Source organism: Bradyrhizobium sp. I1.14.4 (assembly GCF_050435825.1).
Taxonomy (GTDB): domain Bacteria; phylum Pseudomonadota; class Alphaproteobacteria; order Rhizobiales; family Xanthobacteraceae; genus Bradyrhizobium.
Map to the genome: position 1 here is coordinate 40,930 of NZ_JBNDLA010000007.1, position 26,525 is coordinate 67,454.

Genomic DNA, 26,525 nt, shown 5'->3' on the forward strand with positions numbered 1-26,525 from the left:
GCGCGCGCGTCGCTAAAGCCCGCTCAGGCCACTATCCACCGCGAGCGTCTGCGCTGTGACGTAGACGCTTTCATCCGACATGAAGAACAGCACGGCATAGGCGATCTCCCACGCCGTGGCCTGGCGGCCGAACGGGACCTGCCCCTTGCCGCGCGACGGCCGTCCCGCGCCGGCCTCGCGGCCGTTCGGGGTATCGACCAGCCCGGGATAGACCAGGTTGGCGCGGATGCCGCGCCGCGCGCCGGTATGCGCGATGTTGCGCATCAGGCCGCCGAGCGCCGCCTTGGAGGAATCATAGACGGCCATCTGCGATCCCGCCTTCAGCGCCGCGATCGAGGAGATGAAGACGATCGAGCCGCCGTCCGCGAATTTCGGCAAGGCGGCGCGGCAACACAGCATCGGACCGCGAACATTGACGTCGTAGATCCTGTTCCACTCCTCGGCGCTGACATTGTCGAGCCCGGTCTTGCCGAAGGCGCCGATGTTCAGAACCATGCCGTCGAGCCCGCCCATGGCGTGCTGTGCCTCGTCGATCATCCTGATGACATCGGCCTCATTGGTGACGTCGGCGGCGATCGCGAAAGCGCAGCCGCCATCCGCCGCGATGCGTGCGACCGTATCCTCGGCCGAGGCGCGGTTGAGGTCAGCGACCGCGACATGCGCGCCTTCGCGCGCGAACAGCAGGCTCATGGCGCGGCCGTTGCCGATCGGATCGGTCGCCGCGTCGAACACGCGCTGGCCGCCGCCGACCACCAGGATGCGGCGGCCGTTGAGGCGTCCCCGGCCCGGCGCGGTGCCTGACGATTCCGCGCTCAGGGGACGGACATAGCGCTCCGGCTTGCTGTCTTGCGAAGTCTCCGACATCTCATCAACCCCGGTTCTTGCCGCCCTCGTAGACGGCCATGCCGGCGGCTGGATCGAGATCGGTCTCGGTCGCCTCCGTGAGCCGCGCCATCATCATGTAGAAGCCGAGCGCCACGATCGCCTCGACGATCTCCTGATCGCTGAAATGCTTGCGCATGCCGGCGAAGGCGGCATCGCCGACGCGTACCTTCTCGACCACCTCGCGGCCGAAGCCGAGCAGCGCGCGTTCGGCCGCGTTGAGCGCGGCATCATCGTAACTGCCGCGCTCGACCGCATCGATCTGCGCCTGCGTGACCCCGACGCCGAGCGCGATCGGCAAATGCTGCCGCCACTCATAGGCGCCGCCCTCGAGTTGCGCGGCTTGCAGGATCAGGAGCTCGCGATTGACCGCGGAGAGCTTCTGCTTGTGCAGGATCGAATTGGCGAGCCGCATCAGAGGAATCACATTGGCCTCGGCATGGGCTATCATGCGGAAGATGTTGAGCTTGACCGGCATGCGGTCGAACACCGTGCGAATGTCGCCGCTGGTCGTATCCGGATCAATCAGGGGCAGCCTTGCCACGTGTCTCTCCCTTTGTTTCTTGTTCGTCGTCGTAACGTCCGGCTTCCCGGTGCGTCCACCTAATGCAGCCCGCCGACCGAGATCAGCCGACCGCGCCGGATTGGCCGAATTGCGGGGTTCAGCCATGCGGTTCCGCGCTTGAATCGGCTGCTGCGGGCAGGCATAAGGATCGCCATCTCCCTCAAAAAGCGCCCATAGCCCAAGGATTTACGATGCCCGCCTATCGCTCCCGCACCACCACCCACGGCCGCAACATGGCGGGTGCTCGCGGCCTCTGGCGCGCCACCGGCATGAAGAACGAGGATTTCGGCAAGCCGATCATCGCGGTGGTCAATTCCTTCACCCAGTTCGTGCCCGGCCACGTCCATCTGCAGAATCTCGGCCAGCTCGTGGCGCGGGAAATCGAGAAGGCCGGTGGGGTGGCAAAAGAGTTCAACACCATCGCGGTCGACGACGGCATCGCGATGGGCCATGACGGCATGCTGTACAGCCTGCCCTCGCGCGAACTGATCGCCGACAGCGTCGAATACATGGTCAATGCGCATTGCGCCGACGCGATGGTCTGCATCTCCAACTGCGACAAGATCACGCCCGGCATGTTGATGGCGACGCTGCGGCTCAACATCCCGACCGTGTTCGTCTCGGGCGGCCCGATGGAGTCGGGCAAGATCCAGCTCAAGGGCAAGAAGCGCGCGGTCGACCTGATCGATGCGATGGTCGCGGCCGCCGATTCCAACGTGTCGGACGAAGAGGTCGAGGTGATCGAGCGCTCGGCCTGCCCAACCTGCGGCTCCTGCTCCGGCATGTTCACGGCGAATTCGATGAACTGCCTGACCGAGGCGCTTGGCCTGGCGCTGCCCGGCAACGGCTCGGTGCTGGCGACCCATGCCGACCGCAAGAGCCTGTTCGTCGAGGCCGGCCATCTGATCGTCGATCTCGCCCGCCGCTATTACGAGCAGGATGACGCCAAGGTGCTGCCGCGCAATATCGCGAACTTCAAGTCGTTCGAGAACGCGATGACACTGGATATCGCGATGGGCGGCTCGACCAACACCGTGCTGCATCTGCTCGCCGCCGCGCGCGAGGGCGAGGTGCCGTTCACGATGACCGACATCGATCGTCTGTCGCGCAAGGTGCCGGTGCTGTGCAAGGTCGCGCCCTCGGTGCAGGACGTCCACATGGAGGACGTGCATCACGCCGGCGGCATCATGGCAATCCTCGGCGAGCTCGACCGCGCCAGGCTGCTCACCACCGACGGACCGACCGTGCATGCCGCGACTCTGGATGACGCGCTGAACCGCTGGGACGTGGTGCGGACATCAAGCGACAAGGTGCGCAACTTCTACCGCGCCGCGCCGGGCGGCGTGCCGACCCAGGAGGCCTTCAGCCAGGATCGCCGCTTCGACGACGTCGATGTCGATCGCACCAAGGGCGTCATCCGCGACGCCGAACACGCCTATTCCAAGGACGGCGGCCTCGCCGTGCTGTTCGGCAACCTCGCCGAGGACGGCTGCATCGTGAAGACATCGGGCGTCGACGAGAGCATTCTGAAATTCTCCGGCCCGGCCCGCATCTTCGAGAGCCAGGACGCGTCGGTCGAAGCCATCCTTGGCAACAAGGTCAAGGCCGGCGATGTCGTGCTGATCCGCTATGAAGGCCCGCGCGGCGGCCCGGGCATGCAGGAGATGCTCTACCCGACCAGCTATCTGAAGTCGAAGGGGCTCGGAAAGGCCTGCGCGCTGATCACCGACGGCCGCTTCTCCGGCGGATCGTCGGGCCTGTCGATCGGCCACGTCTCGCCGGAAGCCGCCGAAGGCGGCCTGATCGGTCTGGTCGAGGAAGGCGACATCATCGAGTTCGACATCCCGAACCGCAAGGTCAATCTCGCGGTCGACGATGCCGAACTCAAGCGCCGTCGCGCAGCGATGGAAGCCAAGGGCAATGCGGCATGGAAGCCGGCGGCGCCGCGCAAGCGCGCCGTCTCGACCGCGCTCAAGGCCTATGCGGCGTTCGCGAGCAGCGCGGCGAAGGGTGCCGTTCGTATCCTGCCCGAGTGATTGGCCGGAGCGCCCAAGGTCAGGTCACACGCTGGTCGGCCGCTTCGATCCGGATGCGGTCGGCATGGAGCGACCAGTCGCATAGTGCCTGTTGCTCGCAGAATTTGAGCTTGGCCATCTCGGTGGCCTGGCCTTCGCTCAGGGCGTCGATCTCGAGCGCACCCTGACAGACCTCGCGCTCGCGGCCGTTGCCGCCGAGCACGTCCTTCATGAAATGAATGACGAAGCGTGACATGGAACCCTCCCTGCTGGACCGGCAGACCGGGGGTACCACGCTAGCACTAACACGAAATGGGAGTGAGTTAATTCGGAAGAGTCGCCTGCGGCTGTTCGCAGCGGGGAAAACTACGCGCCGGCCTGAGGCAGGCTGGCGGCGGCGATCGCGACGATCTGCGCAATGCGGCGGCCAATCCTGGCGGGCGCGTTGCGGAGCAATGACCGGACCTGTCGCATGAACTTCTTCCTTCCGTGCCGGAGTGTGCGGGCACAGACGGAAGATGGCGATATCGGGCTAAGTCGTCGATATCTCAGGGAAAATAACAACGGACGCGTTGCAGAGTGGTAGCTCGGCAGTAGGTTTATTGCCTCAATCGAGGCTCCGGCGAAGGAGATTTTCTCCGGTGTTTTGCGCGAGCAACAATACTCGCACGACTGGCTATTTGCGTTAAGGCCGCACCGGCGAATAGTTCCCTCCGCCCTTGGGGGTATCTCTCCCACAAGGCCGGCCGCTTGCACTATTTCTGAATATTGGAAATGTACCCCTGAGTTGCCCGACGCGTCAAGTTGCCTGGTCGAACCGCCGGCAGCCGCCAGCTTCTTTGCATGGGGTTGTTTTCGATATTTTTTGGCCGTGCGCAGCCGCGGCCCCGCGAGGCGGAGGCCTGACCAGCGTGCTCACCTCACCTGGCTGACTTCACCGTTGACGGCAATGACCGTCGACCTACCCCGGCATGTACCCGAACGCCTTCTCGAACCGCCTGGCGTAGACCGGCCAGACCTCGGGATTGATGATGCGCGGCGGACGCTTGCCGTCGAGTGCGTCGAGGATCTGCTCGGCCGCGATCCGGCCCATGTTGACGCGCGCCTCGCGGGTGACGCCGGCGGTGTGCGGGCTCGCCAGCACGTTGTCGAACTGTAAGAGCGGATGATCCGGCGGCGGCGGTTCCTTGGCCCAGACGTCGAGACCGGCGCCGGCGATGCGCTTGTCACGCAGCGCGTCCTCCAGCGCCTTCTCGTCATGGATGAAGCCGCGCGCGGTGGTGACGAAATAGGCGTGCGGCTGCATCAGCGCGAATTCGCGCGTGCCGATCATGCCGCGATTGTCCTTCGACAACGGACAGGAGATCGAAACGAAATCCGCCCGGCGCAGGAGATCGTCGAGCTCGACCTTCTCCCCGCCCCGTTTGGCCATCTCATCTGCCGTGAGATACGGATCATAGGCAATCACCTTCATGTGCAGCAGGCCCTTGCACAGCTCGGCGATGCGGCGGCCGACATTGCCGAGGCCGACGATGCCGACGGTCTTCTCCTTCAGCTCGTTGCCGATCAGGTCGTTGCGGTTGACGTTGGCCTCGCGCCGCAGCCTGCGGTCGGACTGGATGATCCGCTTCGACAGCGTCAGCATCATGCCGAGCGCGTGCTCGGCGACCGAGTTGGCGTTGCCGCCGGACTGGTTGACCACCAAAACGCCCGCGGCGGTGCAGGCATCGACATCGACGGGATCGAACCCCGCTCCGTTCGAGGACACGATCAGGAGGTTCGGCGCGCGCTTCAGCAGTTCGGCATGGGCATGGAAGTGCGGCGCCAGCTCGTCGCGAGCGGCGCCGATCTGATAGGCATGCGCGTCAGCGAGAACAGGCGCGAACGCCGCCTCCGGCGTCTCGTTCTCGAGACGGTCGAGCCGGACATCCGGCCGCTTCTTCAGGATATCGACGTAGATCTCATGGGCCAGGTATTTGACGTAGAACACGCGCTTGTTGTTGACGGTCATGTCTTCGGGCAGCTTTCAGTTTGGGAAGCCATAGAGTCTTGCGGGATTGTCGACGAGGATGCGGTCACGGGTCGCGGCATCCGGCGTCCACTCCTGGAACAGCGTCAGCAGATGGCCGGCGTCGGGCATCTCGCCCTCGACCCGCGGATGCGGCCAGTCGCCGCCCCACACCAGCCGCTCGGAGTTAGCCGCGACCAGCGCCTCGTGAAACGGCCGCGCATCCGGGTAATCGGGCGCCTGAAGGCTCAGGCGATGCGCGCCGGATAGTTTCGCCCAGCACCAGCCCTCGCCGACCGCCCGCAAGAGGCTCTGAAAGCCGGCGGTGTCGACGCCGGCGCGGGCATCGGTGCGGCCCATATGATCGACCACGACCGGCAGGCCCAGCGCCTTCAACGTCGGGATCGTGTCGGGCAAATCCTTCACGTCGATCCAGAGCTGCAGATGCCAGCCGAGTTCGGCCATCACACCCGCGTGCGTCTCGGCGACGCCAAGCGGAATGCCGCCGCGATAGTGCAACTGTCCGCCGCGAAAGAAATGGTTGAAGCGCAAGCCGCGGACGCCGAGCACATGCCATTGCCGCAGCGTGCCCGCCGCCACCTCGGCATCGGCCACCGCGACGCCGCGCAGCCGCGCGGGCTCGCGCTGCAGCGCGTCCAGCATCGCCGAATTGTCGCGGCCGTGCGCGCTGCCCTGCACCAGCACGCCGCGGGTGAACCCAAGCGCATCGAGCATGCCGAGATATTTTTGCAGCGGGGCGTCCGGCGGCGTGTAGCTGCGATCGGCGGCATAGGGAAAGCGGTCCGCCGGACCGAACACGTGGGCATGGGTGTCGCAGGCCTTTGGCGGCAATTTGTGCCTCGGCGGCGTCACCGGACGCGGCGGCAGGCAGGCGGGAATCTCTGACGCGGCCATCGCCTCACTCCGCCTTCATGCCGGCGGCCTTGATGATCGGCCCCCATTTGTCGTAGTCGGCCTTGATCTTGGCGGCGAATTTGTCCGGCGCTGAGCCGATCGGGATCGCGCCGAGCTTGCCGAGACGCTCCTTCACGGCATCGGTGTTCACCGCGGCGACGAAATCATGCGAAATCTTCGCAACGAGATCGGCGGGCATGTTGCCGGGTCCGAGCAGTCCCCACCACACCTCGGTGTCATAGCCCGGCACGGTCTCCGACATGCTCGGCACGTCAGGCAGGAACGGCGCGCGTGACGCCGTCGTCACCGCCAGCGCGCGAACCGTGTCGGCCTGCAACTGCCCGACCGATTCCGGCCCGTTGTTAAACGACATCGGAATCTGTCCGCCAAGCAGATCGTTGATCGCGGGCGCGCCACCCTTGTACGGGATCGCGTTGAGATCGATCCTGGCAAGGCTGATGAGCAGCTCGCCGGCAAGATGGGTCGAGGTGCCGTTGCCGGCATGGGCGAACGACAGGCTGCCCGGCTTCGCCTTCGCCGCGGTGATGACGTCGCCAACCGACTTGAACGGTGAGTCCGCGCGCACCAGCAGCACGTTCGGCGACGATGCCAAGAGCGAGATCGGCGAAAAGTCCTTGAACGTATCGTAGGGCAGCTTCGGATAAAGGAACGGATTGGTGGCGTGGCCGCTCGCGACCATGATCAGGTTGTAGCCATCGGGCACGGAGGTCGCGATCGCCTGCGAGGCGATCACCCCTCCGGCGCCGGGCCGGTTCTCGACCACGATCGATTGCGTCCAGCTCTTCGACACCGCTTCGGCGAGCGTGCGCGTCAGCACGTCGACGCCGCCGCCGGGCGGATATGGAACGAGAATGTGAACGGCCTTTGCCGGGAACGGCTGCGCGGACGCAAGGCCGGCCACAAAAATGGCCGCTGCCGCAATGGCGGTCCGCCAGACCCATCCGGCCATCGACGCCTCCCGTCCCTTGATCGTTCCGTCCCTTTGTCGTTACCGCCTGTATCGCACGCCGGTTCGGCGCTGCGATGGCCGAATTCCGCAGATCGCGTTGCGGCCGCGGCATGTTGACAATCACATGGTCAGCGTCAAGTTGCGTGCCGCAAGTGACCACAGCGTCATGCAATCAGGGAGAGCAGGATGGCGGCCGCGGAACAAGCCTCGCCCCAGAAGTCGGCGACCACCTGGCACGGCATCGTGCTGCAGACGCTGAAACGGAACGAGGTCAAGCTGGTGCCCTATGTGCCCGACCGGGTGCTGACCACGCTGATCAAGAACCTGCACGCCGATCCCTATTTCACGACGTTTCCGACCGCGCGCGAGGAAGAGGCCGTCGGCATCGTCTCCGGCGCCTGGATGGCGGGCACGCGCGGCGCCGTGCTGATGCAGACCTCGGGCTTTGCCACGCTTGCCAACGTGCTGGCCTCGCTGGCGGTGCCCTACCAGATCCCGCTGATCATGTTCGTCTCCGAACGCGGCACGCTCGGCGAGTTCAATTACGGCCAGGCGCTGGTCTGCCGCACCATGCGCCCGGTGCTGGATTCGCTTGCGATGGAACATCACACCATCACCCGGCTCGACGAGCTCGAATTCATCGCCGACCGCTCGATCAAGCAGGCCGTCGCCACCCAGGCGCCGGTGGCGCTGATCCTCTCGCCGCTGTTGACCGGCGGCAAGACATTCGACAAGTGAGATCAGCCATGACCAACACGCACGCGCGCAACACCAAGGTGATGAACCGGTTCGATCTCACCCAGCGCCTCGTCGCCAGGCTGAAAGACGAGGCCGTGATCGGCGGCATCGGCAACACCAATTTCGACCTCTGGGCCGCCGGCCACCGCCCGCAAAACTTTTACATGCTGGGCAGCATGGGACTTGCGTTTCCGATCGCGCTCGGCGTCGCGCTGGCGCAGCCGAACCGGCGCGTGTTCGCGCTCGAGGGCGACGGCTCGCTGCTGATGCAGCTCGGCTGCCTCTCCACGATCGCAACGCTGGCGCCGAAGAACCTCACCATGGTGGTGATGGACAACGGCATCTATCAGATCACCGGCAGCCAGCCGACGCCGGCCGCCGGCCATACCGACATCGTCGCAATCGCGCTCGCGAGTGGACTTGCCAACAGCTCCTGGGCCGCCGACGAGGATGATTTCGAACGGCTGATCGAGCAGTCGAAACAGGCCTCCGGCCCGACCCTGATCGGCGTCCGCATCGACGACAAGCCCGGCACCGGCACCACCCGCCGCGACCCCGTGCAGATCCGCGAGCGGTTCATGCACGGGATGGGGGTACGGCAGCTGCTGTAGAGCGGATGCGGCGCGCGCAGCGTTCGCCCCTCAATTCATCCGCAATTCCATGATGTGCCGGGGATCCGGCGCCAGTTCGCCGCGTTCGACGCGCTTGACGATGTCGGTCAGCGCGGCATTGGCCGCGCAGGTGAGGCCGAGCTTCTCGCCCTCGCGCACCACAAAACCGTTGAGGAATTCGATCTCGGTGCGGCGGCCCTTCTGCATGTCCTGGCCCATCGACGGGCGCTGCGCCGATGAGGTGCGCTTGGCATCCTTGAAGCGCTGCTCGTCGCAGGCGCGCGTCGCGGCCTCGTCGCCCTCGCCGGCCCGCGCGATGGTCTCGGGCGGCAGATGCAGGATCTCCTCCAGCTGATAGCCGTGCGCCTGTCCGACGCGGATCGCCTCGCTGCCGAGCCGCGTCGAAAAGCGGCGCAGCGGTTCGCTTTGCAGCACCTCGCCGCCCGGCAGGCCGGTGCAGGCCGAAAGCCCGTTGCCCATCACGTTGGCGACGAGTTTGGACCACCGCTCACCCCAGAGGTTACCGGTGACCTTGGCACTGTCGGAATAGCCGACCAGCCGGCAGACCTCTTCCGCCCGCGCGGTGATCCGGCCATGCACCTCGCCGGCGCGAAACACGGTATGCGTCGCTCCGCCCTTGCCGGCGCCGCGGTGGATGTGGCCGGGCTCGGGCAGGTTGACCGTGATGCTGCTGGCGATGCAGCCAAGCGTCCTGCCCCAGCCGACGATGCCGGCGATGGTCTCCTCATTCATGCAGTTCTGCAGCGACACGACGTAGCCGTCCGCCGCCAGATATTGCCGGATCAGCATGGTGGCCCAGGCGGTGTCGTAGGACTTCATGCAGACGAAGGCGATATCGACCCGCTTCTCTTTTGCCAGCTGCTGCGCGTCGGTGACATCAAGCGCGCGCACCGGCACGGAGAACTCGGCAACATCCATCGCGTGCGTGACGCGCAATCCGTGCTTGCGCATGTGCTCGACATGCTCGGGCCAGGGATCGATGAAAGTGACGTCCTCCCCGGCCTGCACCATATGCGCACCGGCATAGCCGCCGACCGCACCCGCGCCGACGATCGCGATCTTCCGACCCATGTTTCCATCCCCTGCTCTTGACCGAGGCGGACGCTGGCTGCGTCCGTCGTTGCCGGTCAGTCTAGGGGATCGCGCCGTCAGGCCAACCGGTCGCTTCATGCCAAAAACGAGCCTGTGCCATGCCGGTAATCATGGGACCAAACGAATCCCCGCGAGCGATTGTGCCCGCGGGGATGTCATCATCGGAAATCCCGCCGCGATCAGTCGATGATCTTGACGATCCGGCGGGTGCGGGAATCCACGATCACCCGGTGATCGTTGACAACAGCGTAGCGATACTCGGTATAACGCGGCACCGGACGCAGCACGACGGTGTCGGGCAGCGGCTCGCCGACCACGACACGCTCGCGCACCACGACCGACGGCTCGTTGCGCGGGATCGAGGTGATCACCGCATTCGGAATCTCGAGGCCGGCGCCGACCGCCGCACCCACGGTGCCGCCGACGATCTCGCCAACCGGGCCGGCGATCTCACCACCGGCCCGCGCACCGTTTGCGGCTCCCGCTGCAGTCGTCGACTGCGCAAAGGCCGAACCGGATGCGAGCAGCGACGCAACAGCGACAAGGGAAACAGCAAAACGCTTGTTCATGATTCTCCTCCTCCGAATTGTGAGACGCCCCCATCAACATCGCAGGGAACGAGACGTTCCGGTTCCAACGCAGCAACTTGCGCGCAAATTCCAGTTCCGCCGCAACTCGTTTCAGTTCCGGCACAAATGAAATGCCGCTCCGGATAATGTCCGAAGCGGCATTCATCGTTGGTTCAGATTCAGAGATGGTTCAGAGCAGGAGCGTGCTGCGCGCCGTTCATTCCGGCGGTTTTTGATCGGCCCGTCGTCTCGGCGTTCGCCGTCTCGGCGGCGGTGCAGCCACCTGCTTGATGCGGATTCGCGTCGTCCCGCCCTTGGGCTGCTCGATCTCGAAAGCGTTTGTCCTGCGCACCAGCTCGCTCAGGGTGCGGAAGCCGTAAGTCCTTTGATCGAAATCGGACGCCAGATTGGCCAACTGCCGTCCGACCTCGCCAAGCGTCACCCAGCCGTCTTCGCTGGCCATCTGGCCGATCACCTTCTTGAGGATGGGCGTGGCGGCCTCGGGCGGCTGCAATGGCTGGGCGCGCGCCGCCGCATCCTGATTGCTCGTCGCTCCGCCGCGCAAATTCTCGGTATAGACGAACCTGCGGCAGGCCTGCCGAAAACTCTCCGGCGTCTTCTGCTCGCCGAACCCGAACACGTCGATGCCGTGCTCGCGAATGCGGGCGGCAAGACGGGTGAAATCGCTGTCTGACGACACCAGGCAGAATCCATCGAACCGGCCGCTGTGCAGCAGGTCCATGGCGTCGATCACCAGGGTGATATCGGACGCATTCTTTCCGGTCGTGTAGGCGAACTGCTGCTGGGGGATGATGGCGTGCTTCGACAGAATGTCGGCCCAGGCCCTGGATCGGGGATTGGAGAAGTCGCCGTAGATGCGGCGCACACTGGCTTCGCCGATCTTGGCGATCTCATCGAACAACCCGTCGGCGATCTTTGCGGATGCATTGTCGGCGTCGATCAGGACGGCCAGACGGGGCGAACGGAGTTCGGATGGCATGGTTGTTCTCAGCTGGGAACGATGGATCAGAGATTCCGCGGACGGCTCCGGAATCGGCGCAGCCGTCACATCGGAGCACATCGCACGTTCCTAGCATAGGTTCAGCGGCTGTCGCCCGGACTTTTGCGCGCGATGGCAGCCTCCGGCGGTGTGGTCAGATCACCTCGCCCATGTCGATCGCCCGCCTGGCGAACTCGATGGCCTTCTCGGCAGTGATCGCATCCGCCGAGGTCGTCGCCTCGTCGCGCACCGCGGGCGGAAAAGCGGTTCGGATCTTCTTGCCGTTCGACCGGCGGATGGTCGCGCGCCAGCGATCGACATCGCGTCGGTAGGCATCGATGACAAAGTCACGATAGGCGATGCCGCTCATCAGCGGCTGGCCGGATGCTGCCTCGGACGCGGCCGGCCGGCTTGCGACATCACGAACCATCTCGACAAGTGCCTCGACGGCACGGTCACGAGCGATGCCGGTCACTTCCCTGAGCAGATAGTTGACCGCGGCGCCGATCTGCGCCCTTGCGCGATCGTCGCTCGCAAAATCCGAATCGAGTTGAGCTGACATGATGGGGAAATCGCCTCCTCCGGACGCAACATCGGATGCCCTCCAGGCACCCGGCAGGTTGCCGCCACGAGACGTTTAGTCGGCCCCCGTTAAAGCCGGATTATCCGGCAAGCCCCGATTTCTTGGATGCCGTTAACCGGATTTCGATGCCGCCACGGAAGATATCCGAAGCGGCATCGAGTTGATCCAGACGCCGATCAGATCACAGCAGGCCGGCGCCGCGCGCCCATTTGTACTTGGCGCCGAGCACCTCGACCGGCAGTTCGGTCGAATAGGCGTAGGCCGGAATGCCGTTCTGATAGAGATATTCGGCGGCTTCCTCGACCTCGACGTCGCCGGCCAGCGAGGCGACGATCGGCTTGACGAAGCCCTTGGCCTCCATCTCCTTCTTCACCTCGACCATGTTGCGCGCGAACACCATCGGCGGCGTGACGATGGTGTGCCAGTAGCCGAGGATCAGCGCGTGGATGCGCTCATCCGACAGGCCGAGCTTCACGGTGTTGACATAGGTGATCGGCGGCTCGCCACCGGTGATGTCCACAGGATTTCCGGCCGCGCCGAACGGCGGGATGAACTTGCGGAACGCCGCATCCAGGTCCGGCGGCATCTGCATCAGCGACAGGCCGTTGTCGACCACGGAGTCCGACAGCAGCACGCCGGAACCGCCGGCGCCGGTGATGATCAGCACGTTCTCGCCTTTCGGCGTCGGCAGCACCGGCACGCCGCGGGCGAATTCCAGCAGTTGCCGCAGGCTGCGGGCGCGGATCACGCCGGACTGCTTGAACACGTCCTCGTAGATCTTGTCGTTGCCGGCGAGCGCGCCGGTGTGCGACGAGGCCGCTTTCGCACCCGCAGAGGTGCGGCCGGCCTTGAGCACCACCACCGGCTTCTTCTTGGAGACGCGCTTGGCGGCTTCGGCAAAGGCGCGGCCGTCCTTCAGGTCCTCGCAATGCTGCGCGATCAGATTGGTGTTGGGATCCTGCTCGAAGAAGGCAAGCAGGTCGTCCTCGTCGATATCCGACTTGTTGCCGAGGCCGACGATCGCCGACACGCCCATCTTGGCCGAGCGCGAGAAGCCGATGATCGCCATGCCGATGCCGCCCGACTGCGACGACAGCGCCGCGTGGCCCTTGACGTCATAGGCGGTGCAGAACGTGGCGCAGAGATTGGCCGGGGTGTAGTAGAAGCCGTAGATGTTCGGCCCCATCAGGCGGATATTGTACTTCTTGCCGACCTCGACGATCTCGGCCTGCAATTCGGGCGCGCCGGCTTCGGCAAAGCCCGAAGGAATCAGCACCGCACCGGGGATTTTCTTCTCGCCGCATTCGGCGAGCGCGCCGGCCACGAATTTCGCGGGGATCGCAAACACCGCCGTGTCGATCACGCCGGGCACGTCCTTGACGCTCTTGTAGGCCTTGTAGCCGAGAATCTCCTCGGCCTTCGGGTGGATCGGATAGATCTCGCCCTTGTAGCCGCCGTTGATGAGGTTCTTCATCACGGAGTTGCCGATCTTGCCGTCCTCGGCCGAGGCGCCGATCACGGCAACGCCCTTCGGCTGCATGATGCGGCTCATCGCGGCGACGATCTCTTCGGTCGGACGCGGCGCCGGGCGCGGCTTGTAGTCGAAGTCGACGACGATGCGGACATCGGCCGCGATCGCATTCTTGCTGGTGGCGAAGACAGGATTGAGGTCGAGCTCGACGATCTCGGGGAAATCGCTGACCAGCTGCGATACCTTGACGATGATTTCGGCGAGCGCCTCGCGATTGACCGGCTTGCCGCCGCGCACGCCCTTCAGCATCTCATGGGCCTGGATGCCGTCGAGCATCGACAGCGCGTCGTCCTTGGTCGCGGGCGCGAGACGGAAGGTGATGTCCTTGAGGATCTCGACCAGCACGCCGCCGAGACCGAAGGCGACCAGCTTTCCGAACGAGCCGTCGGTGATCGAGCCGACGATCACCTCGGTGCCGCCGCCCAGCATCTGCTGGACCTGGATGCCCTCGATCTTGGCATCGGCCTTGTATTTCCTGGCGTTGGCGAGAATGGTCTCGTAGCTCTTCTCGGCCTCGGCTGCGCTCTTGACGCCGACCACCACGCCGCCGGCCTCGGTCTTGTGCAGGATGTCGGGCGAGACGATCTTCATCACGACCGGGAAGCCCATGTCGGAAGCGATCCGGGCGGCGTCGGCGGCCGACTTGGCGACGCCTTCCTTCGGCACCGGAATGCCGTAGGCGTCGCAAACCACCTTGCCTTCGGGCGCGGTGAGGCTCGTGCGCTTGTCGGCCTTGACCGCATCGAGAACTTTGCGGACCGCATCCTTCGAATTTGACATTGGCTTCCTCCTGGGACAGATTTCGTGGCATTTGGTATGCCAAAACCGCAATTGTCAAGCTCGGTCGACGTCCAAAAATACCGAAAAATATGGGTGGCTTGACATTCTGGTATTTGGCATGCCAAAAATCTAAGGTAATTTCTTCTGCTAAGAAGACGTCTCCAAGAGGAGGAGACGAGTCGTGCCAGAACCGAAACAGACCAAGGCGTCGCCCAACATGGCTGACACAGATATTGCCATCGTCCGGATCGCGCCGGAAACCAGCTTCAAGAACAAGGCCTATGAAGCCTTGAAGGAAGCGATCCTGAAGATGGACATCTACGCGACGCCCGAGCCGGTGATGCTCGACGAGCGCGCATTGTCCGAGCGCCTCGGCGTCAGCCGCACGCCGATCCGCGAAGCGATCGCGATGCTCGAGCAGGACGGCTTCGTGAAGACCGTGCCGCGCCGCGGCATCATCGTGGTTCGCCGCACCAAGTCGGAGATCGTCGACATGATCCGCGCCTGGGCGGCGCTGGAAAGCATGGCGGCGCGCCTGATCACGACCACCGCGCGCAAGAAGGACATCTCGGCGCTGCGCGACTTCTTCAAGGACTTCAGCGACGATCGTCTGCCGCAGGATCACGTCGAGGAGTATTCCAAGGCCAACATCGCCTTCCATCAGGCGCTGATCTCGCTGTCGGAATCACCTGTGCTGGTCGACCTCACCAACGACCTGCTGCTGCATGTGCGCGGCTATCGCCAGCTCACGATCGGCCGCAAGGACCGCACCGCGACCTCGCTGCCCGAGCATCTCGGGATCATCGAGGCACTGGAAGCGCGCGACACCGAGCTTGCGGAGAAGCGCGCCCGCGATCACACGCTCGGGCTTGCCGCCTATGTCGAGGCGCATGGCCAAGAGTTGTTCACGTAAGTTTGAGAGTCCACACACGCTTCAGACGACGATGAGATCGTCCGAACAAAGAACGATCAGGGAGACGATGCCGATGCTGAATACCGCTACGAAGTCCGAGGCACCGGGCACCGAGCAAGAACTGACCCAAGAACTCACCGATGGCTTCCATCTCGTCATCGATGCGCTCAAGCTCAACGGCATCGACACCGTCTATGGTGTGCCGGGTATCCCGATCACGGACCTGGGCCGCATGGCCCAGGCGGCGGGCATTCGCGTGCTCTCGTTCCGCCACGAGCAGAACGCCGGCTATGCCGCCTCGATCGCCGGCTTCCTGACCAAGCGTCCCGGCGTCTGCCTCACGGTGTCGGCGCCCGGCTTCCTCAACGGCCTCACTGCACTCGCCCACGCCACCACCAACTGCTTCCCGATGATCCTGGTCTCGGGCTCCTCCGAGCGCGAGATCGTCGACCTCCAGCAGGGCGACTATGAGGAGATGGACCAGCTCGCAATCGCCAAACCGCTGTGCAAGGCAGCGTTCCGCGTGCTGCACGCCCAGGACATCGGCATCGGCCTTGCACGCGCGATCCGCGCCGCGGTGTCGGGCCGTCCCGGCGGCGTCTATCTCGACTTGCCCGCAAAGCTGTTCTCGCAGGTGATGAACGCCGATGCCGGGGCGAAGTCGCTGGTCAAGGTGATCGATGCGGCGCCCGAGCAGATCCCCTCCCCGTCTTCGGTCAAGCGCGCGCTGGAGGTTTTGAAGAACGCAAAGCGTCCGCTGATCATCCTCGGCAAGGGCGCGGCCTACGCGCAGGCCGACGAGTCGATCAAGAATTTCGTCGAGAAGAGCGGTGTGCCGTTCCTGCCGATGAGCATGGCCAAGGGCCTGCTGCCCGATCTGCATCCGCAATGCGCGGGTGCTGCGCGCTCCACCGTGCTGAAGGACGCCGATGTCGTGATGCTGATCGGCGCCCGCCTCAACTGGCTGCTCTCGCACGGCAAGGGCAAGACCTGGGGCGAGGCCCCGAAGAAGTTCATCCAGGTCGACATCGAGCCGAAGGAAATGGATTCCAACGTCGAGATCGTCGCCCCCGTGGTCGGCGATATCGGCTCCTGCGTGTCCGCGTTCCTCGACGCCATGGGCGCGAACTGGCCGGCCGCGCCGAGCGACTGGCTCGCCACAGTGAGCAAGAAGCGCGACGACAACGTCGCCAAGATGGCGCCGAAGCTGATGAGCAACGCCTCGCCGATGGATTATCACGGCGCGCTCGGCGCGCTGCGCACGATCATCGCGGAACGTCCGGATACCATCTTCGTCAACGAGGGCGCCAACACGCTCGACCTCGCCCGCGGCGTCGTCGACATGCACAAGCCGCGCAAGCGGCTCGACGTCGGCACCTGGGGCGTGATGGGCATCGGCATGGGCTATTCGATCGCGGCCGCGGTCGAGACCGGCCTGCCCGTGCTCGCGGTCGAAGGCGACAGCGCCTTTGGTTTTTCGGGAATGGAGGTCGAGACCATCTGCCGCTACAAGCTGCCGATCTGCGTCGTGATCTTCAACAATGACGGCATCTATCGCGGCACCGACCTCAACAGCGCGGGCGACGATCCGGCGACCACCGTGTTCGTCAAGGGCTCGCGCTACGACAAGATGATGGAAGCCTTCGGCGGCGTCGGCGTCAACGCCACCTCGCCCGACGAGCTGAAGCGCGCGGTCAATGCGGCGCTGGATTCCGGCACGCCGACGCTGATCAACGCGGTGATCGATCCGGCGGCGGGCTCCGAGAGCGGTCGCATCGGCAATCTCAATCCGCAGAGCGTGCTGAACAAGAAGAAGTGATCTGATCAACCCACCGGCGTCATTCCCTGCGCAGGCGGGGAATCCAGTAAGCGCAGAACTGTCGTGAGACGAAGGCTGCGCCGACTGAATCGACGGTGATTACTGGATGCCCGCCTTCGCGGGCGTGACGGCAAACGGATAGTAGAAGGAGCAAAACGATATGACCAAGGCGCTCAAGGGCGTTCGCATTCTCGATTTCACCCACGTCCAGTCGGGTCCGACCTGCACGCAGTTGCTGGCCTGGTTCGGCGCCGACGTGATCAAGGTCGAGCGTCCCGGCGTCGGCGACATTACGCGCGGCCAGCTGCAGGACATCCCGAACGTGGACAGCCTGTATTTCACCATGCTGAACCACAACAAGCGCTCGATCACGCTCGACACCAAGAACCCGAAGGGCAAGGAAGTGCTGACCGCGCTGATCAAGCAGTGCGACGTGCTGGTCGAGAATTTCGGCCCCGGTGTGCTCGATCGCATGGGCTTCCCCTGGGAGAAGATCCACGCCATCAACCCGAAGATGATCGTGGCCTCGATCAAGGGCTTTGGCCCCGGGCCGTTTGAAGACTGCAAGGTCTACGAGAACGTCGCGCAGTGCACCGGCGGCGCCGCTTCGACCACCGGCTTCCGCGACGGACTGCCGCTCGTCACCGGCGCGCAGATCGGCGACAGCGGCACTGGCCTCCATCTCGCGCTCGGCATCGTCACCGCGCTCTATCAGCGCACGATGACGGGCCAAGGCCAGAAAGTCACCGCCGCGATGCAGGACGGTGTTCTGAATCTCGCGCGCGTAAAACTGCGCGACCAGCAGCGCCTCGCCCATGGTCCGCTGAAGGAATACAGCCAGTACGGCGAAGGCATTCCGTTCGGCGACGCGGTGCCGCGCGCCGGCAACGATTCCGGCGGCGGCCAGCCCGGCCGCATCGTCAAGTGCAAGGGCTGGGAGACCGATCCGAACGCCTACCTCTATTTCATCACCCAGGCGCCGGTCTGGGAGAAGATCTGCGACGTGATCGGCGAACCCGGCTGGAAGACCGATCCGAACTACGCCAAGCCGCCGGCCCGGCTGTCGCGGCTGAACGAGATCTTCGCGCGCATCGAGCAGTGGACGATGACCAAGACCAAGTTCGAGGCGATGGAGATCCTCAACAAGGACGACATCCCCTGCGGCCCGATCCTGTCGATGAAGGAGATCATCGAGGACCAGTCGCTGCGCGCGACCGGCACCGTGGTCGAGGTCGATCACCCGACCCGCGGCAAGTACATCTCGGTCGGCAACCCGATCAAGCTGTCGGATTCACCGAGCGACGTTCAGCGCTCGCCGCTGCTCGGCGAGCACACCGACGAGATCCTGCGCGAGGTGCTCGGCTTCAGCGATCACCAGGTCGCCGAGATCCACGATTCCGGCGCCCTCGATCCGCCGCGCAAGCAGGCGGCGGAGTAAGGGCTGGCGTTCACTCAGAACCACGAATGGCCGCGGGCGACCGCGGCCATTTTTGTTTGCTCGAGGCAAACCCTGCGTCCTGTGTTAAGCTTCGACGTCCCGCTTTCACGGGACGCATATTTTTAATCCATTTTCAGGAGGGAATGCCATGCGAACTACTGCATCAGCCATATTGATCCTCACCTCTATGTCGGCGGCGTTTGCGGTCGAACTGCCAAAGGAGGGCAACTACGACTACACTGCGTGCTGGTCCGGCACGAACAGCATGATCACCTTTTCCAAGACCCACACCGCAGGAAGTTATGAAATGACAGGTGCTATCCGAAGCACCGTTCCGGGCGGCATGTTCGACAAGCATACCTTCCGCTGCGTCGGGATGAATGCTTCGCTCGACGGCAAGAATACCGGAACGACGGTGTGCGAGGCCATCGATGCAGACGGCGACAAGCGCTTGTCGTACTTTTCTCTTGCCAGCGACGGCAAGATCACCCGGGAGAATCTCGTCGGCACCGGCAAATACGACGGCATGGTTGCAAGCGGCACGGTCCAGCCGCTGGGACCTTTTCCGATCATCAAAGCCGGAACATTTCAGGACTGCAATCACCAAACCGGCACCTACAAGCTGAAGTAGGCCACAAGCATCGGAACGCTGCCATGTGAACAGCGACATTCTGAATCCATTGCAGCCTGACGGGCCGTCGGTGCTCCCGGCGGCCTTTCTTACTGACCATCTCGCTTACGCTTCCGTCTCGCGTCGCCTGAATGCTAGCATGTGCGAACGAGATGCCGGTGGAGTCCACCGATGCTCACCGGCCATGAGTTGATGGCGCCTGCCGAAGTGAGCCGGCAGCTGTGCCATGGCCGGATCGCCAGCGAGGACGCTGCAGCAGATGACGGCCGAGCCCAACGTACCTTCCCCGCCGGCCCGTATCCCCGCTGGGGTCTGGGCGCTCGGCTTCGTGTCGATGCTGATGGACATCTCGTCGGAGATGATCCACGCGCTGCTACCGGTCTATCTCGTCACCGTGCTCGGCGCCTCGATGGTGACGGTCGGCTTCATCGAAGGCATCGCCGAGGCGACCGCTTCGATCACCAAGATATTCTCGGGCGCGTTGTCGGACTGGGTCGGCAAGCGCAAGCTGCTGGCCGCGATCGGCTACGGCATCGCCGCCTTCACCAAGCCGATGTTTCCGCTGGCGCCGACTGTCGGCTGGCTGATTGCCGCCCGCTTCGTCGACCGTGTCGGCAAGGGCATACGCGGCGCGCCGCGCGACGCACTCGTCGCCGATATCGCGCCCGCCGAATTGCGCGGCGCGAGCTTTGGGCTTCGGCAATCGCTCGATACCGTCGGCGCCTTCGTCGGTCCCCTGCTCGCGATCGGCCTGATGTGGGTCAGCGCCGACAATTTCCGCGCGGTGTTCTGGCTCGCCGTCATACCGGCCTTCCTCTCGCTCGCCCTGATCGTGCTTGCCGTGAAAGAGCCGAAGCGTCACGCCGACGATGGCGGGACGAAAAATCCCCTGGGCCTTGCGGCTGCGAAGCAACTCGGGGAATCCTACTGGCGCGTGGTCGGGATCGGCGTCGTGTTCACGCTCGCCCGTTTCAGCGAAGCGTTTCTGATCCTGCGCGCACAAAATGTCGGACTTGGCGCGATGTGGGTCCCCGCGGTGCTGGTGCTGATGAACATCGTCTATGCCCTCTCGGCCTATCCGGCCGGCGTGCTGTCCGACCGGATCAACCGCACCGGCCTTCTCGCCGTCGGGCTCGGATGCCTCGCCGCCGCCGATCTCGCGCTGGCCACCCTTGCGAATCTCGGCGGGCTGGCGCTCGGCGTGATCCTTTGGGGTCTGCACATGGGGCTGACTCAGGGCCTGTTCGCAAAGCTGATCGCTGACACCTCGCCCGCTTCGCTGCGTGGCACCGCCTATGGCTATTTCAACCTGTTGACCGGCGTGGCGATGCTTGGCTCAAGCGTCATCGCAGGTGCGCTATGGGACGCACTTGGCCCTGCGGCCACGTTCCTCAGCGGTCTCGCCTTTGCCCTGCTGTCGCTCGCCGGACTGCTTGCCGTCGATGCGGTCAGCAAGGATGCGAACGATCAAGACCGTTGAGCAAGATGCCAGGCGAACGGCGCGGCCAGCGGCGGCCTGACCTCGCCGGCCGCTGCGGTTCATTCGGCTTCATCGCGCGCGCGATCAACTTCCAGCGCCGCCCTCGGCGTCGCCGCCTTCATCGCCCGGCACATATTCCAGAATATCCCCCGGCCGGCAGTCCAGCTCGCGGCAGATCGCCGACAGCGTCGAGAAACGCATCGCCTTGGCCTTTCCGGTCTTCAGGATCGAGAGGTTCTGGATCGAAATGCCGATCGCGTCCGCGAGGTCTCCGAGGCGGCGCTTTCGCTTGGCGAGCATGACATCGAGGTTCACCACGATGGGCACAAGCATTCACCTCAGATCGTGAGCTCGTTTTCGGACTGCAGCAGGATGGCGTGCTCGATCACGAATTTCAGCGCCATCAGGAAGACGCCGCCTGCGACGGTGCTGACATCGACGCCGTAGCTCGGCAGGAAGAACTTGATGTCACCGAGCTGATACAGGGCATAGGTCACCGCAACGGTCGTGATCGTATCCACAAACGGCCAGACCACCAGGAAGATCCCCATCCACCAGACACCCTGCAGCGTTTCGGACACGAAGATCCGCCCGTTGGCGAATCGGTTGACCATGCGATGCAGGATGCCGATCAACACGGCGTAAAACGATACCCCGAGCGCGAACAGCGACCAGAACAGCACCTGGCCCTTGGTCGACATCGTGAGCGGGTTGGCGACGATGCTGGCGCACTTCGCCTGCTCGCCAATGAGACTTTCGGCGATCGTGGCTGACGCCGTGATGGTCCGGTAATAAGCCAGCCACAGCACCACCGGCAACGCGGCCCAGATCAACCAGAACGCCCGATCGAGCCGGCGAAACCAAAGCTGGCGCTGCTCACGAACCGATATCCCCATCGCATCCATCCGAAAAATTTCTTGCCATGCAGGCCGTTACGGCCGGACTGCATCATGCCCCGGCAATGTCATTGACTTAACCTTAAACGTGATTTATTTCATGTTTATCATGAAATTTTTCATGAGGAAGGTGGATGATGACGGTACTCCCGGACCATGACGGCCTGCTTAAGGCCCTGAAGCAATTGATCCACGCTCACCTCACGCGCCGCCTGATCGTGGCGGCGTTCTACATCCCGCTGCTCGGCAGCGCCGCCGATGCCGCCAAGGCCAATGACAAAGCCAACGATCCGGCCGGCGTCTGGCTGACCCAGTCCGGTGACGCCAGAATCAAGGTCCACCGCTGCGGCAGCGCGCTGTGCGGCCGCGTCGTCTGGCTGAAGGATCCGACCGACAGGGCAACCGGCAAGCCGCAGCTCGACGACAAGAATGCCGATCCCGCGCAGCGCAGCCGGCAGGTGATCGGCATCTCGCTGTTCATCAACATGCAGTCCGCAGGGCCCAACAAATGGGCCGGCCGAATCTACAACGCCGATGACGGCAAGACCTATGAGAGCACGGTGACGCTGGTGTCGTCAGGCACGCTGAACGTTCGCGATTGCATGGGAACGCTGTGCGCTGGCGAAGACTGGACGCGGTGAAGGGAGTTGGCCCCGACCCTTCATCGGCCAAGAAGAAAAGCAAACCCAGTCACTCAAGGCCGCCCCGTCAGGCGGCCTTCTTTATGGCGTTTATGGCGGCAGCGACGACGTCGGTCCGGCCGCAAGAGCAACAGAAATCCTGGGTCTGGCGAAGGCCCCGACTGCCCGGGCTTGGCCGCTGCTTCGACGCCGATTTCAATGCGCTCCCCTCATTCCGGGATGCCAACCAGCTCGCCTTGCTGCATTGCACAATTTACCATGCTGCTATGCAAACAAGCTCATTGTATCTGGCATCTGGTATACATAGTTTTGCCCTCAGATGATGAGCCGGCCCATTGCTGGCCTCCAATGAAAGGGGACACCAATGTCCAAGACCACCACACTCGGGCTCGCGCCCTCCGCCACCCTGTTGAGCCGCATCCTGGCCTCGATCGACCGCCTGCTGATGAAGAGCGCGGAGATCTCCAACCGCAATGGCGACCTGCCGCGCTTCGGCCTCTAAGCCGTCAGGATTCCCGGCGCTCTTCGCTGAAGCTGCTTCGGCGCCAAGATGCGACCTGACATTGAACCTTCGACCAATGGCCCCGATTTTCGGGGCCATTTCTTTGCGCGCTGAATTAGTGTTCGCGCACGCGTGAGTCCTTCTGCGGCATTTGCGCACGCTGGACCTGCGACAGCTTGATCCTTGGCATATCAGATACCAAGATGGTCAAGCCGCGCCAAAAGCAGAATGACAAAGCGCGTACTGGGAGGATCAATGTCGGACATGGTTCAGGCAACTGCGGCCCCGACGGCCGCGCGTGTCAGCGACACCTATCGCTGGACGCAACTTGCGATCGGCGTCGCCGCGATGGTGATGATCGCAAACTATCAATACGGGTGGACGTTCTTCGTCCCCGACATCCAGAAGAAATTCGGATGGGATCGCGCATCGATCCAGTGGGCCTTCACGCTGTTCGTGTTGTTCGAGACCTGGCTGGTGCCGGTCGAGGGCTGGTTCGTCGATAAATACGGTCCGCGCCTCGTCGTGCTGATCGGCGGTATCCTCTGCGGGCTCGGCTGGGCGATCAACGCGCAGGCGACCTCGCTGAACGGCTACTATCTCGGCATGATCATCGCCGGTATCGGCGCCGGCGGCGTCTACGGCACCTGCGTCGGCAACGCGCTGAAATGGTTTCCCGACAAGCGCGGACTTGCGGCGGGCATCACCGCGGCCGGCTTCGGCGCGGGCTCGGCGCTTACGGTCGCGCCGATCCAGGCGATGATCAAGGACTCCGGCTTCCAGACCACCTTCCTCTATTTCGGTCTCGGCCAGGGCATCATCATCGTGCTGCTCGCCTTCTTCCTGCTCGCGCCGAAGGCCGGTCAAGTGCCGCAGGTGGTGCAGAACGCCAACCTGATCCAGACTAGGCGCAACTACCAGCCGACCGAAGTGCTGCGGCAGCCGATCTTCTGGCTGATGTACTTCATGTTCGTGATTGTCGGCGCCGGCGGCCTGATGGTGACGGCGAACCTGAAGCCGATCGCGGTCGACTGGAAGGTCGACAGCGTTCCGGTGACGCTGATCGGCATGACCATGACGGCGGTGACCTTCGCCGCGACCATCGACCGGGTCCTCAACGGACTGACGCGTCCGTTCTTCGGCTGGATCTCCGACATGATCGGCCGCGAGAACACGATGTTCATCGCCTTCGGCATGGAAGGCATCGGCATCTGGATGCTCTACCTCTGGGGACACGACCCGGTGTGGTTCGTGCTGCTCTCGGGCTTCGTGTTCTTTGCCTGGGGCGAGATCTACTCACTGTTCCCCTCGACCTGCACCGACACGTTCGGCGCCAAGTTCGCCACCACCAACGCCGGCCTGCTCTACACCGCGAAAGGCACCGCAGCGCTGCTGGTGCCGATCGCCAATTACATGCAGCAGACGTCGGGCCATTGGGACAATGTGTTCGTCATCGCGGCGGGCGCCAACATCCTCGCCTCGTTGCTCGCGATCGCCGTGCTCAAACCGTGGCGAAAAATCGTGGTCGCGAAATCGGCTCCGGCCTGAACAGCCGCTCTCATTCCTGCTGACGAAAGCGCCCGGTCAAAAGCCGGGCGTTTTTCGTTTCTTGCCGTCAGACGCGCCGAACCAGCCGCGTCACATACAACTTTGCTGCGACGCAGCAGAATGATGGGCTTGCTTTCTGGAATATAGTATACCAACATCGGTCGAGCGCTTGCGACGATACGCCACAATAATTGCGACACTCGGTCACAAGACCAGCGCGCTCGGGAGGACTTGATGGTTTCCAGCAATACTGCCGTCACACAAGCTCAACCTTCGTCCAGTGGCTTCCGCTGGCTGCAGCTCGTCATGGGCATCGTCTGCATGGCGATGATCGCGAACCTGCAATACGGCTGGACGCTGTTCGTCGATCCGATCGACGGCGCGCATCACTGGGGCCGCGCGGCGATCCAGTTCGCCTTCACGATCTTCGTGGTGACCGAGACCTGGCTGGTACCGGTCGAGGCCTGGTTCGTCGACAAATACGGCCCGCGGATCGTCATCATGTTCGGCGGCGTCATGATCACGCTGTCCTGGCTGCTGAACGCCTACGCCGATTCACTCACGCTGCTCTATGCCGCCGCGGTGATCGGCGGCATCGGCGCGGGTGCGGTGTACGGCACCTGCGTCGGCAATGCGCTGAAATGGTTTCCCGATCGCCGCGGCCTCGCCGCCGGCGCAACCGCTGCCGGCTTCGGCGCCGGCGCGGCGCTGACCGTGGTGCCGATCGCCAACATGATCGCTTCGAGCGGGTACCAGACCGCGTTCTTCGATTTCGGCATCGGGCAAGGCCTGATCGTGTTCCTGCTCGCCTTCTTCATCCAGAAGCCCACGGTCACGATCCCGCCGAAGAAGAAGCAGCTCAATCTGCCGCAGACCAAGATCGATTTCACGCCGCCGCAGGTGCTGCGCAGCCCGATCTTCTGGGTGATGTATCTGGTGTTCGTGATGGTCGCCTCCGGTGGCCTGATGGCGGCGGCGCAGATCGCGCCGATCGCGCACGACTACAAGATCGCCAATACGCCGGTGTCGCTGGCCGGCTTCCAGATGGCCGCGCTCACCTTTGCGATCTCGCTCGACCGCATCTTCGACGGTTTCGGACGGCCGTTCTTCGGCTGGGTCTCCGACACGATCGGCCGCGAGCACACCATGTTCATCGCATTCGGCACCGGCGCGCTGATGCTGCTGACGCTGTCGACCTGGGGCCACAACCCGCTGGTGTTCGTGCTGGCGACCGCCGTCTATTTCGGCGTGTTCGGCGAGATCTACTCGCTGTTCCCGGCGACCTGCGGCGACACCTTCGGCTCGAAGTTCGCCACCACCAACAACGGCATGCTCTACACGGCCAAGGGCACGGCCTCGCTGCTGGTACCGGCCGCCAGCATCATCGCCGCCAGCTATGGCTGGCACGCAGTGTTCGTGATCGCGGTCGCCCTCAACGCCACCGCGGCGCTGATGGCGCTGTTCGTGATCAAGCCGATGCGCCGCGCTTTCATCCACGGCAACGAGGCTGCCGCCGAGGCCGAGACCGCAGCGAGCGCCAAGACGGCTTGAGCCAAGACAGCCTGATCGGGACCGCCTGATCCCGATATTTTCCCGGTGAACGGAATGGAGGCGTACTTCGGTCAGAGATCGTCCATCGATTTGGCAACTCACGGCTGCTCACAATCGTTCGAAATGTCAGCAAACCTGCCTATTTAAGCTGCTTCCTGGTGGGTAGATTTTCTGCGACGGCCACGTTGACAATTGGTATTTTGTATACCAGAATCCTGCCAACGATAACCAAGGAGGTTGCCATGCAAGTCGGAGATATCCTGCGCAAGAAGGCCCCTCGCGTTGCCACGGTTCGCATGAACGAGACGGTGGCGATCGCCGCGCAACTGATGCGCGCCAGCAATATCAGCGCGCTGGTGGTCAAGGATGTCGTTCGCACCGAGGGCAACACCGCCGTCGGCATGTTCACCGAGCGCGACGTGGTGCGCGCGATTGCCGAGCACGGTGCGGCCGGCGCCGGCATGAAGGTATCGCAATTGGTCTCGGTGCAGCAGCTGGTCTCGTGCACCTCGAGCGACACGCTCGAGCACATCCGTCATCTCATGACCAAGCACCACATCCGCCACGTGCCTGTGATCGACAATTACAGCCTGATCGGCGTCGTCAGCATGCGCGACATCTCGGCCGCCTTCGACGAGGAAACCTCCGCGTCGAAGAAGGACGCGGTGCCGGCGTAACAAGCATCTTCATTGCCCTGCTTTCAGCCAGGCGCGGCGTGTCGATCGTCCGCGCCTGAACAGATGACGAAAGATTTCCGCCCCGCCCTCGCCTGACCGCCGCGCCCCATCATTTCCGCATGGGCGCGCCGCAGGTCGCCGGTAGACAT

General features: G+C 63.9%; 26 protein-coding genes. 13 read left to right on the forward strand and 13 right to left on the reverse strand.

What is annotated here, in order from left to right; all coding sequences use genetic code 11:
- Window positions 1–12: 12 nt before the first annotated feature.
- Window positions 13–864: an SDR family NAD(P)-dependent oxidoreductase gene (locus ABIB78_RS16360; protein ID WP_429026240.1), complete on the reverse strand. Its 852-nt coding sequence runs from the start codon at window positions 862–864 to the stop codon at window positions 13–15.
- Window positions 865–868: 4 nt separating this feature from the next.
- Window positions 869–1,426 (reverse strand): carboxymuconolactone decarboxylase family protein, encoded by a 558-nt coding sequence (locus ABIB78_RS16365; RefSeq protein WP_429026242.1) that lies wholly within the window; start codon window positions 1,424–1,426, stop codon window positions 869–871.
- 212 nt (window positions 1,427–1,638) lie between these two features.
- Between ABIB78_RS16365 and ilvD the strand changes: the two genes are divergently transcribed.
- Window positions 1,639–3,483: a dihydroxy-acid dehydratase gene (ilvD, locus tag ABIB78_RS16370; RefSeq protein ID WP_429026244.1), complete on the forward strand. Its 1,845-nt coding sequence runs from the start codon at window positions 1,639–1,641 to the stop codon at window positions 3,481–3,483.
- 19 nt (window positions 3,484–3,502) lie between these two features.
- Here ilvD and ABIB78_RS16375 read toward each other — a convergent pair whose 3' ends face one another.
- From ABIB78_RS16375 to ABIB78_RS16390, 4 genes are all read right to left on the reverse strand, one after another.
- Window positions 3,503–3,718: a hypothetical protein gene (locus ABIB78_RS16375; protein WP_429026246.1), complete on the reverse strand. Its 216-nt coding sequence runs from the start codon at window positions 3,716–3,718 to the stop codon at window positions 3,503–3,505.
- A 705-nt stretch (window positions 3,719–4,423) separates the two neighbouring features.
- Window positions 4,424–5,473, reverse strand: a complete 1,050-nt coding sequence (locus ABIB78_RS16380; protein WP_429026247.1) for a hydroxyacid dehydrogenase — start codon at window positions 5,471–5,473, stop codon at window positions 4,424–4,426.
- 15 nt (window positions 5,474–5,488) lie between these two features.
- Window positions 5,489–6,385: an amidohydrolase family protein gene (locus ABIB78_RS16385; protein WP_429026249.1), complete on the reverse strand. Its 897-nt coding sequence runs from the start codon at window positions 6,383–6,385 to the stop codon at window positions 5,489–5,491.
- Window positions 6,386–6,389: 4 nt separating this feature from the next.
- Complete coding sequence (locus ABIB78_RS16390) at window positions 6,390–7,355, reverse strand: Bug family tripartite tricarboxylate transporter substrate binding protein (RefSeq protein WP_429026250.1); 966 nt, start codon at window positions 7,353–7,355, stop codon at window positions 6,390–6,392.
- Between the two features lie 186 nt (window positions 7,356–7,541).
- Between ABIB78_RS16390 and ABIB78_RS16395 the strand changes: the two genes are divergently transcribed.
- Together ABIB78_RS16395 and ABIB78_RS16400 are read left to right on the forward strand one after the other, a co-directional pair.
- On the forward strand, window positions 7,542–8,093 hold the full coding sequence (locus ABIB78_RS16395; RefSeq protein ID WP_429026252.1) for a thiamine pyrophosphate-binding protein: 552 nt from the start codon (window positions 7,542–7,544) through the stop codon (window positions 8,091–8,093).
- 8 nt (window positions 8,094–8,101) lie between these two features.
- Window positions 8,102–8,704, forward strand: a complete 603-nt coding sequence (locus ABIB78_RS16400) for a thiamine pyrophosphate-dependent enzyme (protein ID WP_429026254.1) — start codon at window positions 8,102–8,104, stop codon at window positions 8,702–8,704.
- 30 nt (window positions 8,705–8,734) lie between these two features.
- Here ABIB78_RS16400 and ABIB78_RS16405 read toward each other — a convergent pair whose 3' ends face one another.
- The 5 genes from ABIB78_RS16405 to ABIB78_RS16425 form a co-directional block, all read right to left on the reverse strand.
- Complete coding sequence (locus tag ABIB78_RS16405) at window positions 8,735–9,796, reverse strand: ketopantoate reductase family protein (RefSeq protein WP_429026257.1); 1,062 nt, start codon at window positions 9,794–9,796, stop codon at window positions 8,735–8,737.
- Between the two features lie 200 nt (window positions 9,797–9,996).
- Window positions 9,997–10,386, reverse strand: a complete 390-nt coding sequence (locus tag ABIB78_RS16410; protein WP_429026260.1) for a DUF1236 domain-containing protein — start codon at window positions 10,384–10,386, stop codon at window positions 9,997–9,999.
- Window positions 10,387–10,603: 217 nt separating this feature from the next.
- Window positions 10,604–11,386 (reverse strand): NYN domain-containing protein, encoded by a 783-nt coding sequence (locus ABIB78_RS16415; protein ID WP_429026261.1) that lies wholly within the window; start codon window positions 11,384–11,386, stop codon window positions 10,604–10,606.
- A 154-nt stretch (window positions 11,387–11,540) separates the two neighbouring features.
- Window positions 11,541–11,948 carry a hypothetical protein gene (locus ABIB78_RS16420; RefSeq protein ID WP_429026262.1) on the reverse strand — a complete coding sequence of 136 codons (408 nt, stop codon included), beginning with the start codon at window positions 11,946–11,948 and terminating at the stop codon, window positions 11,541–11,543.
- Between the two features lie 202 nt (window positions 11,949–12,150).
- Window positions 12,151–14,280 carry an acetate--CoA ligase family protein gene (locus tag ABIB78_RS16425; RefSeq protein WP_429026264.1) on the reverse strand — a complete coding sequence of 710 codons (2,130 nt, stop codon included), beginning with the start codon at window positions 14,278–14,280 and terminating at the stop codon, window positions 12,151–12,153.
- 217 nt (window positions 14,281–14,497) lie between these two features.
- Here ABIB78_RS16425 and ABIB78_RS16430 point away from each other — a divergent pair, with 217 nt between their 5' ends.
- The 5 genes from ABIB78_RS16430 (at window position 14,498) to ABIB78_RS16450 (ending at window position 20,561) form a co-directional block, all read left to right on the forward strand.
- Complete coding sequence (locus ABIB78_RS16430; protein ID WP_163160266.1) at window positions 14,498–15,193, forward strand: GntR family transcriptional regulator; 696 nt, start codon at window positions 14,498–14,500, stop codon at window positions 15,191–15,193.
- A 73-nt stretch (window positions 15,194–15,266) separates the two neighbouring features.
- Window positions 15,267–17,012, forward strand: a complete 1,746-nt coding sequence (gene oxc / locus ABIB78_RS16435) for an oxalyl-CoA decarboxylase (RefSeq protein ID WP_429026265.1) — start codon at window positions 15,267–15,269, stop codon at window positions 17,010–17,012.
- 160 nt (window positions 17,013–17,172) lie between these two features.
- Window positions 17,173–18,450 carry a formyl-CoA transferase gene (gene frc / locus ABIB78_RS16440; RefSeq protein WP_429026268.1) on the forward strand — a complete coding sequence of 426 codons (1,278 nt, stop codon included), beginning with the start codon at window positions 17,173–17,175 and terminating at the stop codon, window positions 18,448–18,450.
- Between the two features lie 148 nt (window positions 18,451–18,598).
- Window positions 18,599–19,081: a hypothetical protein gene (locus ABIB78_RS16445; protein ID WP_429026270.1), complete on the forward strand. Its 483-nt coding sequence runs from the start codon at window positions 18,599–18,601 to the stop codon at window positions 19,079–19,081.
- Window positions 19,082–19,340: 259 nt separating this feature from the next.
- Complete coding sequence (locus ABIB78_RS16450; protein WP_429026780.1) at window positions 19,341–20,561, forward strand: MFS transporter; 1,221 nt, start codon at window positions 19,341–19,343, stop codon at window positions 20,559–20,561.
- 84 nt (window positions 20,562–20,645) lie between these two features.
- Here ABIB78_RS16450 and ABIB78_RS16455 read toward each other — a convergent pair whose 3' ends face one another.
- Together ABIB78_RS16455 and ABIB78_RS16460 are read right to left on the reverse strand one after the other, a co-directional pair.
- Entirely contained in the window at window positions 20,646–20,888 is a 243-nt protein-coding gene (locus ABIB78_RS16455; RefSeq protein WP_429026783.1) for a helix-turn-helix domain-containing protein, read from the reverse strand.
- Between the two features lie 11 nt (window positions 20,889–20,899).
- Window positions 20,900–21,457 carry a DUF2975 domain-containing protein gene (locus ABIB78_RS16460; protein WP_429026271.1) on the reverse strand — a complete coding sequence of 186 codons (558 nt, stop codon included), beginning with the start codon at window positions 21,455–21,457 and terminating at the stop codon, window positions 20,900–20,902.
- Window positions 21,458–21,591: 134 nt separating this feature from the next.
- On the opposite strand from ABIB78_RS16460, the gene ABIB78_RS16465 reads away from it, so the two are divergent.
- The 5 genes from ABIB78_RS16465 to ABIB78_RS16485 all read left to right on the forward strand — a co-directional run bounded on the left by ABIB78_RS16465 (window position 21,592) and on the right by ABIB78_RS16485 (window position 26,376).
- The gene (locus ABIB78_RS16465; protein WP_429026273.1) at window positions 21,592–22,098 is read left to right on the forward strand and encodes a DUF2147 domain-containing protein; all 507 of its coding nucleotides are present in this window, start codon (window positions 21,592–21,594) and stop codon (window positions 22,096–22,098) included.
- A 364-nt stretch (window positions 22,099–22,462) separates the two neighbouring features.
- Entirely contained in the window at window positions 22,463–22,600 is a 138-nt protein-coding gene (locus tag ABIB78_RS16470) for a hypothetical protein (protein ID WP_429026276.1), read from the forward strand.
- 255 nt (window positions 22,601–22,855) lie between these two features.
- Window positions 22,856–24,148: an oxalate/formate MFS antiporter gene (oxlT, locus tag ABIB78_RS16475; protein WP_429026278.1), complete on the forward strand. Its 1,293-nt coding sequence runs from the start codon at window positions 22,856–22,858 to the stop codon at window positions 24,146–24,148.
- A gap of 234 nt (window positions 24,149–24,382) precedes the next feature.
- On the forward strand, window positions 24,383–25,699 hold the full coding sequence (gene oxlT, locus ABIB78_RS16480) for an oxalate/formate MFS antiporter (RefSeq protein ID WP_429026280.1): 1,317 nt from the start codon (window positions 24,383–24,385) through the stop codon (window positions 25,697–25,699).
- A 242-nt stretch (window positions 25,700–25,941) separates the two neighbouring features.
- Window positions 25,942–26,376, forward strand: a complete 435-nt coding sequence (locus ABIB78_RS16485; RefSeq protein ID WP_429026282.1) for a CBS domain-containing protein — start codon at window positions 25,942–25,944, stop codon at window positions 26,374–26,376.
- The last annotated feature ends 149 nt before the right edge of the window (window positions 26,377–26,525 follow it).

Bases quoted from the DNA above. Each gene is read 5' to 3' on its own strand.
- ABIB78_RS16460 (WP_429026271.1), bottom strand. From the start codon at position 21,457: ATGGGGATATCGGTTCGTGAGCAGCGCCAGCTTTGGTTTCGCCGGCTC.
- ABIB78_RS16405 (WP_429026257.1), bottom strand. From the start codon at position 9,796: ATGGGTCGGAAGATCGCGATCGTCGGCGCGGGTGCGGTCGGCGGCTAT.
- ABIB78_RS16385 (WP_429026249.1), bottom strand. From the start codon at position 6,385: ATGGCCGCGTCAGAGATTCCCGCCTGCCTGCCGCCGCGTCCGGTGACG.
- ABIB78_RS16485 (WP_429026282.1), top strand. From the start codon at position 25,942: ATGCAAGTCGGAGATATCCTGCGCAAGAAGGCCCCTCGCGTTGCCACG.
- ABIB78_RS16445 (WP_429026270.1), top strand. From the start codon at position 18,599: ATGCGAACTACTGCATCAGCCATATTGATCCTCACCTCTATGTCGGCG.
- ABIB78_RS16425 (WP_429026264.1), bottom strand. From the start codon at position 14,280: ATGTCAAATTCGAAGGATGCGGTCCGCAAAGTTCTCGATGCGGTCAAG.
- ABIB78_RS16360 (WP_429026240.1), bottom strand. From the start codon at position 864: ATGTCGGAGACTTCGCAAGACAGCAAGCCGGAGCGCTATGTCCGTCCC.
- ilvD (WP_429026244.1), top strand. From the start codon at position 1,639: ATGCCCGCCTATCGCTCCCGCACCACCACCCACGGCCGCAACATGGCG.
- ABIB78_RS16390 (WP_429026250.1), bottom strand. From the start codon at position 7,355: ATGGCCGGATGGGTCTGGCGGACCGCCATTGCGGCAGCGGCCATTTTT.
- ABIB78_RS16470 (WP_429026276.1), top strand. From the start codon at position 22,463: ATGTCCAAGACCACCACACTCGGGCTCGCGCCCTCCGCCACCCTGTTG.
- frc (WP_429026268.1), top strand. From the start codon at position 17,173: ATGACCAAGGCGCTCAAGGGCGTTCGCATTCTCGATTTCACCCACGTC.
- ABIB78_RS16420 (WP_429026262.1), bottom strand. From the start codon at position 11,948: ATGTCAGCTCAACTCGATTCGGATTTTGCGAGCGACGATCGCGCAAGG.
- ABIB78_RS16375 (WP_429026246.1), bottom strand. From the start codon at position 3,718: ATGTCACGCTTCGTCATTCATTTCATGAAGGACGTGCTCGGCGGCAAC.
- ABIB78_RS16430 (WP_163160266.1), top strand. From the start codon at position 14,498: ATGGCTGACACAGATATTGCCATCGTCCGGATCGCGCCGGAAACCAGC.
- oxc (WP_429026265.1), top strand. From the start codon at position 15,267: ATGCTGAATACCGCTACGAAGTCCGAGGCACCGGGCACCGAGCAAGAA.
- ABIB78_RS16410 (WP_429026260.1), bottom strand. From the start codon at position 10,386: ATGAACAAGCGTTTTGCTGTTTCCCTTGTCGCTGTTGCGTCGCTGCTC.
- oxlT (WP_429026280.1), top strand. From the start codon at position 24,383: ATGGTTTCCAGCAATACTGCCGTCACACAAGCTCAACCTTCGTCCAGT.
- ABIB78_RS16395 (WP_429026252.1), top strand. From the start codon at position 7,542: ATGGCGGCCGCGGAACAAGCCTCGCCCCAGAAGTCGGCGACCACCTGG.
- ABIB78_RS16380 (WP_429026247.1), bottom strand. From the start codon at position 5,473: ATGACCGTCAACAACAAGCGCGTGTTCTACGTCAAATACCTGGCCCAT.
- ABIB78_RS16400 (WP_429026254.1), top strand. From the start codon at position 8,102: ATGACCAACACGCACGCGCGCAACACCAAGGTGATGAACCGGTTCGAT.
- oxlT (WP_429026278.1), top strand. From the start codon at position 22,856: ATGTCGGACATGGTTCAGGCAACTGCGGCCCCGACGGCCGCGCGTGTC.
- ABIB78_RS16450 (WP_429026780.1), top strand. From the start codon at position 19,341: ATGACGGCCGAGCCCAACGTACCTTCCCCGCCGGCCCGTATCCCCGCT.
- ABIB78_RS16465 (WP_429026273.1), top strand. From the start codon at position 21,592: ATGATGACGGTACTCCCGGACCATGACGGCCTGCTTAAGGCCCTGAAG.
- ABIB78_RS16415 (WP_429026261.1), bottom strand. From the start codon at position 11,386: ATGCCATCCGAACTCCGTTCGCCCCGTCTGGCCGTCCTGATCGACGCC.